Genomic DNA, 15,400 nt, shown 5'->3' with positions numbered 1-15,400 from the left:
GACTGCGCAGAAAATTTAGACAACCTCCACTACATGAGCTGTTTTCACACTTATTTTGGCGGCTACTCTGTCAACAAGGGGAATCCGGACAAAATATTAACTTTAATAACACTTAGATACTAACATGTTAATTTAAAACAACCAATATTTAACACAATATCATTATTTGGGCAAACTTTAACCCATTGCATTAGGGAAAGAGGGACGAATTACAACGTCCCTTCCTCTATCACAGTGGCTAAACTGGCTTGTCTGTTAAGGTCTCGTATCGTCAGAAGTTGCCGTACTTTCTCAGCTAATGTAGCGATCTCTGGATGAGCGATCAGCTCTGCTAAGCTTAATTCTAGTGACCAATAATCGTTGATTTCAGCCAGTAATTGGATCAGAAGTAATGAATGCCCTCCAAGCTCCATAAAGTGAGCATCAACACTAATTTGTTCGTAGGGAATACTCAAAAGACGTTGCCAAATACCAGCTAGCGCTTGCTCAATCTCATCACGGGGAGCTTTAACCGCAGATTCCACGTTATCAATTTCATAGCTCAGAGCTGCCTTATTAACTTTACCGCTTGGAAGTAACGGCCATTGCTCAACTGTAATGATGGCTGCTGGCACCATAAAAGCAGGTAAGTTAGTGCGTAATTGCGACTTAATGTGGCTAACAAAATCAGGGCCCACCGTTGTTATCGGCTCTATATAAGCAAGCATTCGATTGTGACCTTGACCATCTTTATCTATCTTGATCACCGCTTTGTTAACTTGCTCTAATAGCGCTAATTGACGTTCAACCTCTCTAGGCTCAATGCGATATCCTCGAATTTTTATTTGTTCGTCAGCTCGGCCTAAATATTCAAGCTCACCACTTTCAAGGTAACGCACTAAATCTCCAGTCCGGTAAAGACGTTTACAAGGGGCTAAGTTAGGCAATGTTACAAACCTTTCAGCAGTAAGCTCTGCTCTATTGATGTAACCTTTGGCTACACCATTACCACCAATGTACAACTCTCCTGCAACACCAAAAGGGCAAAGCTGCTGTGATTGATCCAAGATATATAGCTCAGTATTTGGCATTGCCCGCCCAATAGTGATCTGTTCGTTCTCATAAATTTCAGCAATACTGGCGCACACGGTGATTTCGGTTGGGCCGTAGAGATTAAAAACTGGATAATGACATGCCCAACGCCAGCCTAGCTCCTCATCACAAGCCTCTCCACCTACAGCCAAGGCTGCAAAGTTATAATCCTCTCGAAATGGTAGATGAGCAAGATAAGATGGAGTTAGTAATGTATGCGTAATTTTCTGCTGCACGAGATAGCGTGCCATAAGATCTGGGTTTGCTCTTTCCTGCTCGCCACAAATGTGAAGACTTGCGCCCTGCGTCAATGCCCACACCCACTCCAAAACAGAAGCGTCAAAACAGGGGGTTGAAAACTGCAATACACGAGCATTTCGACCTGTAGGTAAGCGTTTTTTCAAGGCTACCGCAAGTTCAGTCACACTTTGATGCGCAATAGCCACTCCTTTTGGATTGCCTGTCGTACCTGAGGTATAGATAATATAAGCTGTATCGCTTAACTTTCCTCTACTTTGACTACAACCCTCTCCCACGACTGTCTGTACAGCATTTGCAACACAAATACGTTCCAAGGCTAAATGCTTAAGATCAGACTCAAGGGGTGAGTCGGTAAGTACACAAGTCGCCTCCGAATCTTGCAACATGTACTCAGTTCGAGAAATTGGGTAGCTGGGCTCTAAAGGTAAGTACGTACCTCCCGCTTTTAAAATGGCCAGTATTGCCACCATCATATCTGTCGAACGCCCAACATATACGCCTACGGTATCCCCAACTTGGTATATTGAATTTGCGCACAAATGCTGGCTGACAGCTTCCGCACGTTGGTTGAGCTGACCATAGCTAATACTTTCACTGGCTGTTTCCACCGCCACCGCATCCGGTTGGCTCTTTGCTTGACGCTCAAACAACTCATGCAATAAACAGCTCGGCACCTCAACATCCTGAGCTGTACTATTCAACTCCGTGAGCAAATAAGACCGCTCTCGCTCACTTAAAAGCTCAACCTCCGCAACCTTCAAGGCCTTCGTCAACCCCAATAGCAAACGCTTATAATGTCCGCCTAAACGTGCCAAACTCGCCGAATTATAGTGCCCCGCCCCGCCTTCTAAGCGAATACTCAACCCTTCCGATACATGCGCCACTACCGTTAAGTCGTAGTTCGTCCCTTCCGTTGTCTCCGCTGTCGTAACCTCTAACCCCGACTGCTCATCCGCTTCACTTAACTGCGCATCAACCGGATAGTTCTCAAATACAAATACGCTATTAAACAGAGGCTCTCCCAACGGCGACTGTTTTTGTATTTCATACAACGGATAGTAGCTATGCCCTTCTCGTGCCACTTGCTGTTCGTGCTGCGCCTGCAATAGCCCAAGCACCGTCTCTTCTGCACCGCTCTCTACAACCACCGGTACTGTATTGATAAACAAACCTAATATCGACTCGACACCCGCAAGACTTGCCGGCCGCCCTGACGTCACTGAACCAAACACCACCGCACCTTGGTTGCCATAGCGCTGCAACAACACCCCCCATGCCGTTTGTACGACTATATTTAACGTCGTTCTCGCTTCCGCCGCCAACCGTTGTAACGCCGCCGTCTCTGATACACTAAACTCAATGCGATACTCGCCCTCTCCTGCTCCCACCTCTCCTTGCTCCGCTGGCAACTGAGTATGGCTACTCAGCGGCGCTAACGTGTCTCGCCAAAACGCTACCGTCTCCTCCTTGTCTTGCTCACTCAGCCACTGAGCATAATCTCTATAGCTGTATTCTGGCGCTCCACTTGCTAACGGTATACCCGCACACAGCGCTTCATAACATTGCTTTATCTCCTTAAATACCAACGGAATACACCACCCATCCAGTAGCGCATGGTGGTAACTCCAGAGCAACGTATGTTCATCTCCTACATTAAATAAGCTAAAGCGCATCAGTGGTGCTGCATCTATCGCAAAGGCTTTGCGCTTATCCATACGCTGATAATCGTCTAAATAATGTTGCTGCTGCGCCTGTGACATCTCCCTTAAATCTTCTTCCTTCCAAGGCAGTACCGCATGTGCGCTCACCCTTTGATGCGCATTCCCTTGCTCTATTCCTACAAATGCCGTTCTAAAAATATTGTGCCGCTCTATTACCGCTAACCATGCAGCTTTAAATGCGCTTGCATCCAAATCCTTGAAGCTTATCCGAGTCTGCGTGACATAACTCCCTGCTTCCAACAAACCATGGAATAACAGCCCCTGTTGCATCCCCGTCGCTGGATATAAATCTGCAATATCCGACCCAATATCCCATCGTTCTAACTCTTCCGTAGTCACCCTCGCCAATGGAAAATCACTCGGTGTATAAGGCCCAACGCCCACCGCCTTACAATGCGTAATAACGTCTCTTAAGGCCTGCTCATAAGCCTTCATCAACGTCGATAGCGCTCCCTCGCAATAACACCCTGTGTCATAATTCAGCGTAAAACCTAAACTGCCAAATACCACTTTCCCATTTAACACCAGCTCTTCTTGTGCTATCCGAGCTGCACTTATATGTTGCCCTCTATTTTCCTCTGCTATGTTAAAGGCGCCCGTCTGTTTTACCGTTTGGTCAAACTGTCCTAGGTAATTAAACTGCAAAGCCGGCATCGTCTTATCCGCAAGCTCACTATCACCACAAAGGTACTTTAATACGCCATAGCCTATTCCCGTATCCGGAACCTGACGGTATTGCTCTTTTACCGCCATCAAAATACCACCGACATCCTCCGCCGCTTGTACGCTTAGCTGCAATGGATACATACTGGTAAACCAGCCTACGGTTTGACTTAAATCTATTACCCCCGTAACTCCCTCACGCCCATGCCCTTCTAGTGTCACCGATAGCGTTTGAGCACCACTACAACGTTGATGAGCTAACCACAAAGCCGCCAAGAGTACTTCATTCACCTGAGTTCGATAACTCTGTGGCACCATCGTGAGCAAAGCCTGTGTCTCATCCTCACTCAATTGGATTTGTAATTGTCGCCGTACACCTGCTTGTACCTGCTCATGACCATAATGCTGTTGCCAACTATTATCTGCCTCTAGTTCCCGCCAATATGAGCGTTGCTGCTGAAGCCCTTCACTCTCGCTATAGCGCTGTAAGTGTCTTCCCCACTGTTGATAACTATGTGTCTTATCACCAAGCTGCAATGCTTCTCCCGCTTGGTATTGTTGATAGAGCTGTGCTATGTCTGACAGCAAAATACGCCAAGAAACCCCATCCACAACTAAGTGATGTATCACCAACAGCAAGCGTCCTGTACCCGCTTTGTTCGCCAAATAGACCAATCGTAATAACTCACCATCTATCGGTGATAAGCTGCGCTGCGCTCGCTCTGCAATAGCCGTTAAACTCTCTGCCTCTCCATCCCACTCATGCTGCTCTATGCAGTTTGATAGCGCCAATGCTTCCAAGGCTTGATACCAACCTCGCCACTGCCCCTGTGATTTATCAAAACTGAGCCTCAATGCGTCATGTCTCGTGACCAAAGCTTGCAACATCGGTATCAGGCATTGGGTGTCAAAATCCTCTGGGGTACTTAATAGAACCGACTGGTTAAAGTGGGCTAACGCCGTTTCGTTTTTGAAAAATGCCTGCTGAATAGGCAGCAATGGCATCTCTCCTATCACCGCCTCTTGTGCTATCGTGTATCCTTTGCTCTGCTTTACACACCGCGCTAATGCCACGATGTGTTGATGACGAAACAGGTCTTTAACACTAAAATACAGGCCTTGCTCCGCTGCCCGTGAGACTAGCTGAATTGATAATATTGAGTCGCCACCTAGGGCAAAGAAGTTTGCCTCACAGCTCAGTGACGCTTGCGGTATCTTTAATAAACTCGACCATAATTGCTGCAATTGCGCTTCTGTTTTATTTTGTGGTCCTCGGTAATGCGCTGTCGTCAATTCTGGTTGTGGCAAAGCGCGTTTATCAACCTTACCATTGACTGTAAGTGGAAATTGCTCCAACACCACAAACTGGCTCGGCACCATATATTCTGGTAATTGTTCGGCGAGCGCTTCGCTCAAAATACGAGTAGCGCTATCCTCAGACATCTCACCAGATAGCATCACGTAAGCAATCAGGTATTTTTGACTTCCTTCCCCCCAACACAATACTGCGGCTTGCTTAACACCGAAAGATTCATTCAACAATTGCTCAATTTCAGCCAACTCAATACGATAGCCACGAATTTTTACCTGTTCATCGATCCGGCCTAAGTAAACTAATTGGCCAGTATCAGATTGTCGTACAAGATCGCCTGTACGGTATAATTTCTCATGCTCATTCGTTACAAATGGGTTACTCACAAAACGTTCAGCATCTAGCTCTGGACGCTTGATATAACCTTGTGCCACACCTACTCCACCAATATATAACTCTCCAACCGCCCCCTCAGGCAGCAGTTGCTGCTGATCATCAAGAATATAAGTTGTAACATTATCAATAGCAGTGCCTATTGTTACAGACGTATCGGGATGGAGCTTAGCTACAGTGGCACAAATAGTGGCCTCTGAGGGACCGTAAGCGTTATACATTGGATAGTGCTTTGACCACTGCTGCGCCAGTGCGGTACTACAGGCTTCACCACCCACCAATAAAGCGCGAAAATGGTAGTTTTGATGACAAGGTAGATGCTGTAAGTATGCTGGGGTTATGAGTGCATGAGTGATACCTTGATCAACCAAGTAATCTGCCATTTGCTGAGGATGATATTTATCAGCTTCGCTACAGATACATAGCGATCCTCCGTTCGTCAACCCCCACATCCATTCTAGGGTAAAGGCATCAAAGCTAGTAGAAGCTAGTTGCAACACTTTACTACTGTTATCTACTTGGAATTGTCTCCCTAAGTATGCCGCAAAGTTGACAGCTCCTTTATGTGCTATTTTAACCCCTTTAGGTTTGCCACTGGTGCCAGACGTATACACTATATATGCACTTGCCACATCACTATTTAAAATAGGGCTTGGTGGATTGTCTTGGCTATAGTTTGTCAGCGAGGTGTCAGCCATAACACAGCTAAAAGTACCTCTGAGTTCCACAAGTCTTTTTTCAAATTCACTACTGGTGAGTAATAACGATGCTTCAGAATCATTAAGGATGTAAGACACCCTGCCATCGGGGTAACTTGGATCAATAGTCAGGTAAGCACCTCCTGCTTTTAATACCGCAAGAACACTCACAAGCAGTAGTTCAGAACGTGGTAAACAAATAGCGACTGTTTGTTCTGGCGTAAGCTGATATTGTTCGATTAAATACCAAGCCATTGCATTTGCTCGCGCATTTAATTGTGCATAACTTAAACTTCTTCCTGATGACGTAATAGCTAACGCTTCTGGCTGTCGTTCAACCTGTCGTTCGAACAATTCATGTAAACCGCAATTTGCAGCAGGGTAATTTGTATTACCTGCCGCCCTAGTGAGTAATCGAGTAAACTCTTGAGCATCTAGTATATTTAATTGCTTAATGGCAATATCTTGATCTTCATGATGAGCGGCTAACGTACTCAGTAAGTTACACAGATGTCGGTCTAGAGTAGTGATATGCTGGTGAGAAAATATTGCAGTGTCATAGGTCCAGTTGATTGTCACTTCATCTTTATTGATACAAATATTAATATCTAAATCGAACTTAGCTACTTTAACTTTTTGCTCCCGTCGCTCAACAATGAGAGCTTGATTTTGCGGTACAGGCTTCGATGAAAAGTCGTTTTGCGTTGCTAGTAAAATTTGAAATAACGGAGTATGTGAAGCAGAACGTTCACTTGCTAGTTTATCAACTAACTTTTCAAACGGCATATCCTGATGCTGCTGGGCTTCAAGGTGCACTTTCTTCACATGCTTAAAATAATCGCTCAGATCGTTGTAATTGGTATTTACTCTTAATACTAAAGTGTTCACGAACAGACCAACAACCCCATTCAACTCGCCTTGTAGTCGGTTGGCAATCGGCATACCCATCACGATGTCATGGCTACCACTGTGACGCGATAAAACTAAGGCACACAAGGCATGAGACAGCATAAACGGCGTCAAGGCATAATGCTTTGCCAAGCGACAAAGCTTACTCGCTACTTCACTGCTGAGTCGACTTGACACTTGCTCTCCCACGTAGTTCTTATCCGCTGGACGTTTAAAGTCTAACGGTAAGCTATGGACTTGTGGCATTGCAGCTAACTGTTGCTGCCAATACTGCCAATGCGTATCTAGAGTATCAGGCGTTAGCTGTTTACTTTGCCAAAGAGCGTAGTCCGCATATTGTAGGGGTAAAGCTGTAAGTGGGTTTTGTTGGCCTTGAGTAAAAGCTTCATAGAGTGCCCAACATTCGCGGGTCAAAATATCCATCGACCAACCGTCAGTGGCGATATGCGGCATATTAATTATTAAAATGCTCTTATCGACTTGGCATAGCAGTAGACTCACTTTAAGCATTACATCATCTGCAAGGTTAAATGTGTACTTCTGCTGCTCTTCAAGCCTCTGAGTGATTTCCGTCTCTTGTTCTTCACTCTCTAAATGCGTCAAATCTACCTGTTCGATGTTAAAATTGACTGTGTGTGCCGCGTGAATGATTTGCAGCGCTTGCTCATTGGCATGTGCTTGATATGTAGTTCTGAAAATTGCATGGCGCTCAATCAAAGCAACGAAAACACGTTGCAATGCTGAAATATCAACTTCACCACTTAACGTTAAAGCCCGAGTGATATTGTAGGCATATGTGCCACCTTGCAAAGCATCGATAAACCACAAACGCTGTTGTGCAAAAGTCAGTGGAGCACTGTCTAAATTATCTTGTGCCTTAATCTTCTCATATGTGTGTTTTGCTTGAATTTCCTGGTGGCTTTGCAACCACATACCAAACTGACGAATATTGGGATGTGAGAATAAATCACCCAAAGTTACTTCAATGTCGAAATGCCGCTTAATTAACGCACTAAGCTTCACCGCTAACAGAGAATTTCCCCCTAACCTAAAGAAGTCACCCGTTACACTTAACTCCTCTAGTGGTTGTCGCAGTACCTCTGCCCATATCTCTACCAGCGCTCGCTCTACACTATTCTCCGCCGCTTCATATTCCTGCCCTATCTCCCCAATCTCGCTCGGTAGCGCACCCCTATCCAACTTACCATTCGCCGTCAACGGCAAAGCATCTAGCAAACACCAACGACTCGGACACATATAACTGGCTAAACGCGCCGATAACGCACGCTCTAACTCCGCTATAAAAATACCTTCATCTACTACCTCTCCCTCTGCAACAACATAGCCCACCAACGTCGCATCCGCACCCTCTCCTTGCACCAACACCGCCGCCTGTTTCACCACTGCTTGCTGTGCCAAAACACTCCTTATCTCTCCAAGCTCTATACGATATCCCCGCAGCTTGACTTGCTCATCCTTCCTTCCCAAAAATACCAACGCTCCCGACTCCAAGCGCCGTACCCTGTCTCCTGTTCTATACAACCTCGTATCCGCCAACCAAGGAACATACACAAATGACGCCGCCGTCCTGTCCGGATCTCCAACATATCCTTTCGCTACGCAAGGCCCTCCAACATAAAGCTCTCCTACGCCTCCTTTCGCTTGCAGCTCACCCCCTGCATCAACGACATACAACCCTGTGTTCGCCATCGCATACCCTATCGGTATCTCTTCTCGCGTTGAATCCCCTGCCCTTAAATGCGCGCTTGCATCATATAAGCTACAACCTACCACCGTTTCCGTCGGACCATAGTGGTTATAAAGTTGACTTTCACTAAAGGTATCTTGCAACCGCGCAGCCAGCCCCTCCGTTAGCGTCTCCCCTCCTATCACCAGAACATGCGCTCCGCTGACCTTATCCCCATCCAGCAATTCAAGTAATGCCTCACAATGCATCGGCGTCAAACGATATAAACTCGCCTCTGAGCTCCCTCGTAACCGCTCGACTAATCCCTCCAACTCCTCTCCCCAAGGCGCTAAGTTCACGCACCCTCCCACCAAAAGAGGCAAATATAAACTCGGAACGCCTATATCAAATGCATGCGACGTCAACACATAGCTTCCTGTCAACTGCTCTTGATAGTACGCTTTTAGACCATAGCCACAGTAATCTATTAATCCTCTGTGACTTACCTCCACCCCCTTTGGCTTACCCGTCGACCCTGACGTATAAATCACATAGGCGCTATCCGCTAAGGTATGTGTCACTCCCACCGGATGGCTGTCATAACCCGATAAGCCCCACTCATCCTCATCCAGCATTAACACATCTACCCCTGAAACCGGTAAAATTTCTAATAAACATGTCGATACCAAGACCTGAGTCACATCCGCATCGTTAAATATATCTGCTAAACGTGCCGTCTGATTATCCGGGCTCAATGGGATATAGCTCGCACCCGTCGCCATCACCCCTAGCATCGCCACCAAGAGCGTGACATCTCGCGTCATCACCAACGCAACTCGCTCTCCTACCCCTATATCCTGCTCTTGAAGGTAATGTGCCAACTGATTCACGCGACTGTACAGCTCTCCATAGCTCAGTGCGTGTGATTCATCCCGTACCGCTATTCTCTCCGGCGTCTGCTGGGCTTGTCTCGCAAACTGCTCTACTACACTTTCTCCCCGCCGATAATCACAGGCCGCACCTACGCTCTCTTCTATCAAGCTTTGACGCATTTCATCGTCATACAAGGCTAAACTTTTGCAGCTACCTTGGGCTCCCTTCGCGATACTCTCCAATAGATACTCAAAGCTACGGGCATACGCCGCTATCGTCGCTTCTGTAAACAAGCTCTGTTGATACCGCCAATGGCATAGCAACTCGCCTTCTCCCTCCGAGCAAGTCAAATCCAAATCAAACCGTACCTGCTCTTGACTTTGTTGGAGTGGTTTCAGCCTCGCCTCTCCCAAACTCAACCCTTCATCGTCACTGCTGCGATGGTTCTGTAGCACCAACTTAACCTGACACAAGGGGTTATATGCTAAGCTTCTATCTGGGTTTAATGCCTCTACCAACAACTCAAAAGGGAGCCCTTGATGCTGATAATCTGCCAGCGTATCTGCCTTTATCTGCGCCAATAACGCCGTAAATGGCTGCGCTAAATCAACCTGTGTTCGACTCACCAAGGTATTGATAAAAAACCCTATTAATGGCGACAATTCACTCTCACTACGCCCCGCTGTCGGTACGCCTAAGACGATGTCCGACTCACCGCTTAAGCGGCTCAATAACACCGCAAAAGCACCTTGCAGTACCATAAATAACGTGACACCTGCGCTTTGCGTTAGCGCTTGTAACCCTGCCAATGTCTCTTTGCCTATCCGACTACGCACATATCCAGAGGTAAATTCTTGCTTGGCTGGTCGCGGCTTATCTAATGGCAATCCGTGTAAGCTCGGCATGCCCGACAACCTAGCCTGCCAATACCTTAACAACTGTGCTTTGTTTTGCTCCGTTAACTGTTGCTGTTGCCAGTACGCGTAATCTCCATATTGGACCGGTAATTCAGGCACATCCGCTTCCCCGCCTGTTATCGCAGCTTGGTAAAATGCATTAAACTCTTTTATTAATAGCTGCATTGACCAACCATCCGATGCGATGTGATGCAACGTGAACAACAAAATATGCCGTGTTTGAGACTGTTTGATGATTTTTGTACGCAACATTAAATCTTGGCTTAGGTCAAAAACTTCTCGTGCCGCATCATCCACTTGCCGCTGCACTTCATCTTCACCACAATCAACCAAATTCACCACTTCTACCGTCACCGCTCGGGCTGGCATTACCCGCTGCATACACACTCCATCGTGGGCTTCGAAACAGGTTCTTAACGCCTCGTGGCGGGCAACTATTTGGGTTAGACTGGCTTCTATGGCTGCAATATCCAGTACCCCATCACAGGCCAGTGCTGCTGCAACATTATAATGTTGACTGCCTTCTAGCTTATCGATTAACCACAGCCGTTGTTGTGAAAATGACGCTGGGATCGCACCACTGCGATCTATACTGGTAATAGCAACCAATTTCTCTTGTTGGGCACGGAGTAGCGCTATTAATTCTTGTTTGTTTGCTGTTAATTCAGCTTTTAACTCAGCACTTAACTTGCCTGACTTCTTTTTAAAACGCAGCTGTCCCTGCTCGTCGAGAAATAATGTGACACCTTGTAGGCGCGCTTTCTTTAGAATTTCTAGCACCATTATAATACTCCCTCATCTTCAAATTCGTCATTCTCTGCATCGACTGCTTGTAATGCGAATAGTTGCTCAATCAACTCTGCTTGTTGGCGGATAGTCTGATATTGAAATAATTGGTTCATTTGTGTTACGCACGCAAACTGCTTCTGTAGAGCAGCGCTTAATGACATGACAAGCAGAGAGTTACCTCCAGCTGCGAAAAAGTTACAATCTATACTCGGTGGTTGCTCAAGTCGAAGTACCTGTTGCCAGATAGCTACCAATTGCAATTCAAGATCGGTATTGGCCGCAACAAACTCTTTTGAGTCCTGCATGGGTGCCTCAGGTAGCGCTTTGACATTAATTTTACCGTTTGCACTCAATGGTAGCTCAGGCAAGTCAATCAATTGCGCAGGGCAAAGGTAACTAGGAAGGTTTTGTTGTAGCGTCAGCAATATCTGTGACAAAGTGATATCTGGGTCTATATTGGACTGGTTAAGCACAACATATGAGACTAAGCGCCTATGCTCTTCCTCTCCTGCCATTACGGTAACACCTGCCTTAACCTGAGGTAGCATAAGCAACTGCTGGTTTACTTCTCCCAATTCGATACGAAAACCATGTAATTTCACTTGATCATCAATGCGACCCACATAGTATAAGCTGCCGTCATACTGTTGCCGAACAAGATCACCGGTACGGTATAATCGCTCTCCAGGCTGAAATGGGTTGTGAACAAAACGCTGAGAAGTCAACTCCGGTTGGTTAAGATAGCCATTCGCGAGACAGCGCCCTCCAATGTGCAATTCACCTACAACACCAGTTGGTACTATCTGCATTGCTTTGTCTAATACATATAGCTGGGTATTTTCCATAGCGTAGCCAATAGGGAGCGAATCAGCCTGTCCTAGCTCAAAATCATTTAGCCGCGCGATACAACAACCCACAACGGCTTCGCTTGGTCCATAATGATTGTATATGGTGGCATTTGGAAAGGTATGAGTTAATTGGGCGAAAAGCGATACCGGAAACAACTCACCGCCAATCACAAAGACATGCTGACTTTGACATACCTCATCACCCATAATGAACATTAACGCTCTGGCATGCATAGGTGTTAATCGCAACAACAAAGGCTGAGTACTTGGTCGCGCAAGTCGCTTGGCAAGCTCGGTTAAAACCTCATCATGGTGACCACTTAGGTCGACCGTCCCACCGCATAATAATGGTAGAAGTAATGCAGGCAAACTAATATCAAAGCCGTAAGACGTCACCAAGAACGAGCCTACTAACTCAACGTCATAATAATTCTGCAGAGCAAACTGGCAGTAATCGAGCAATGCCCGGTGCGAAACCTCAACCCCTTTAGGTTTACCTGTCGAACCTGATGTATAAATAACATAAGCGGGGGTTTGAGCTTGGTAAACTAAACTGCTTGGCAGACTACTATACTCGTGAAACAACCAATCGCTAAGTGTTAGATCCGTCACCTGGCATGGTTGACTTTGCCAGCGCGCCCAATAGGCTTGTGAAATGAGTGCCATATCAAGCTTTGCATCGTTAACTATGCTATTGAGACGCTCCCCTCGGTTTGACAAATCAATCGGAACAAAACAAGCATTAATTTTCAAAGCAGCGAGAATTGCGACCAATATTTCAGGACCACGATCAAGGTATAAGCCAATTCGGCTACTTTCCCCGACTTGTTGTTGACGCAAGTAGTTGGCCAGCTGCTCTACTTTTTGGGCCAACACTTCATAACTGAACTCCTGCTCATTATAGCGCGTAGCGATAGCCTTAGGGTGAGCAGCTACTTGCTGATAAAATAATGCTAATAAAGATGTATCGCGACCTTTAAGGTTAACAACACCACACTGCTGCGAACGCTCACTTTGTTTCGTAGTTAACTGTAATTGCCCAAGTGCGACTTCAGGGTTGGTCAGCGTTTGAGCCAGTACGTGCTTTACGCTATTCACAACGTTTTGTATCGCTACCGCTTCAAATAGACTCGTATCATAATCAAACTGCAATAACAGCTTTCGCTCGTGCTCTATAACACGCAATGAAAATTCAAACTTACTTTGCTGATCACTAAACTCGATGGGCTTAAGGTGTTCGGTAAAGGTGCTTTCATCTGAGACTAGCGCCTTTTGATACGTAAACAGAACCTGCACCAAGGGGTTATAACTCGTAGTGCGCTGTGTCGTAAGCTGCTCAACTAGCCACTCAAAGGGCGTCTCTTGATTGTCTAAGGCGGCAACATCAGTACTTTTTACTTGTTGTAGGTAATCACTAAAGCAGCACTCAGATTGATAATGAGTACGCAGCACCAAGGTGTTAACAAATAAACCAACCACGCTGTCAAAATCTTTGTGCGGTCGATTAGCCACTGGCGTTGCAATAGCATAATCATCACTGTTGTTATAGCGGCATAGTACGATGCTCAAAACAGCATGTAAGTACATAAATGCTGTCGTATTAGTCGCTGATGTTGCTTTTTTCATTAATTCGAATAATTCACCCTCGACATCTATAGTCATGGTTTGGCTTTTATGTGCAGCAAACTTCCCACGGGGCTTATTCAGTGGCAATGAACTTAGCATGGGCATATCACTTAGCTGCTCTAACCAATATTGATTTTGTCGCGCTAACCGCTGCTGCTGAGCTTCACTGTGCTGCCATAATGCATAGTCAGCGTAATCGACTGTGGGTGCAACTAGTTGATGCGCTTTCCCCTGCTGATAAGCCTGATACAGCGAATAAAACTCTTGAGCAAGCACCTCCATAGACCAAGCATCTGTCGCAATATGGTGGACACAAATTAGCAAGTAACAACTTAGCCCTGTCGTAACATAAGTTGCTCTGATCGGAATGGATGTAGCAAGTTCGAAGGGAAGTTGCGCTAATGCTTTTAGTCGCTCGTCGACTGCGCTTTGGGCGCATAGCTGCTGTTCATTTAGCTCGGTAATAGTAAACTTAGGTCGTGAGACCACGACTTGCGTTATTTCTTCTTCCTGAGTACGGTAAATCGTGCGTAATGCTTGGTGACGCTCTATCAACTCATTCATAACTTGAGTAGCCAGCGCAAGGTTAAACTGTTTGCCAACTTGGAAAAGCAAATGCATGTTGTAGTGCGTACTTTTACCATCGTGAAGCTGATCGATAAACCATAAACGGCGCTGTTGTAATGATAATGGCAATGACTGTTGTGATTTTTTACGTCTCGGAATAACGTGCTGCTGACTTGTTTGCTTTTCATCAATCAACCGACTCAACGCCGCGATAGTATTATGTTCAAAAATATCTCGAAGCGACAAAGTGGAATTGAATTTAGCGTTTAATTCATTTACTAACCGTAAACTTAATAATGAGTGACCACCAATATTAAAAAAGCTGTCATGAACTGAAATATCAGAGTTAAGCCCGAGTATTTGTTGCCAACTCTCCATCACACTGTGTTCACTCTCCGACTCAGCTGGTACAAAATCAATATCTGCAACCACATTCAAGTTAGCTAGCGCTGACTTATCCACTTTGCCATTTGGAGTTAGAGGTAAAGCAGAGACACACTCTATACGGTCAGGGATAAGATAACTTGGGGCACGCATAGCGAGTATATGGCGCCACTGTGATACGCTCTGCTGTTTATCTTTGCATGTGGATGAACACACAACAAATGCGACCAATAATTCGGTTTGACTGCGACATTGTTTAACCACCGCCACTTGCTGACAATCCGCGAACTCGCGAATTAGTCGTTCAACTTCTCCAAGTTCAATACGATGTCCTTTTATTTTGACCTGATCGTCGTTACGGCCAACATAGATGAGCTCACCCGTGTCCTGCCAACGAACCAAATCGCCGGTTTTGTATGCCCTAATAGGTGTCGTTAAAAAGGACACTTCCACAAATCGTTGCTGCGTTAGCTCCGGACGATTTAAATAGCCTGGTGTCACTCCTTCACCAGCAATTAATAGTTCACCCACAGCACCATGTGGCATTAGCTGTTGAAATTCATCCACAACGTAAACTTGAGTGTTCGCGACAGGGGCACCTATCGTGACAGCTTGTGGTTTCACTTTAGCCGCACAAGACCACACCGTACATTCCGTTGGCCCGTACATATTAAACACTCG

Annotated in this window: 2 protein-coding genes (1 of these 2 only partly in view); both read right to left on the bottom strand. The window is 45.9% G+C overall.

Annotated features, from left to right (window positions below):
• Positions 1-209: 209 nt before the first annotated feature.
• Positions 210-11,288, bottom strand: a complete 11,079-nt coding sequence (locus tag GSF13_RS08930; protein ID WP_211867963.1) for a non-ribosomal peptide synthetase — start codon at positions 11,286-11,288, stop codon at positions 210-212.
• Positions 11,288-15,400, bottom strand: partial view of a non-ribosomal peptide synthetase gene (locus tag GSF13_RS08925; protein ID WP_211867961.1) — the end only. It continues 6,168 nt past the right edge of the window; only the last 4,113 of its 10,281 coding nucleotides appear in the window; its start codon lies off the right edge, out of view; its stop codon occupies positions 11,288-11,290. The genes GSF13_RS08930 and GSF13_RS08925 overlap by 1 nt, the downstream gene beginning before the upstream one ends.

Source organism: Pseudoalteromonas sp. M8, from assembly GCF_018141365.1.
Classification (GTDB): domain Bacteria; phylum Pseudomonadota; class Gammaproteobacteria; order Enterobacterales; family Alteromonadaceae; genus Pseudoalteromonas.
The sequence above is the reverse complement of the archived record's forward strand: the minus strand, read 5'-3'. Positions and strand labels throughout refer to the sequence as shown.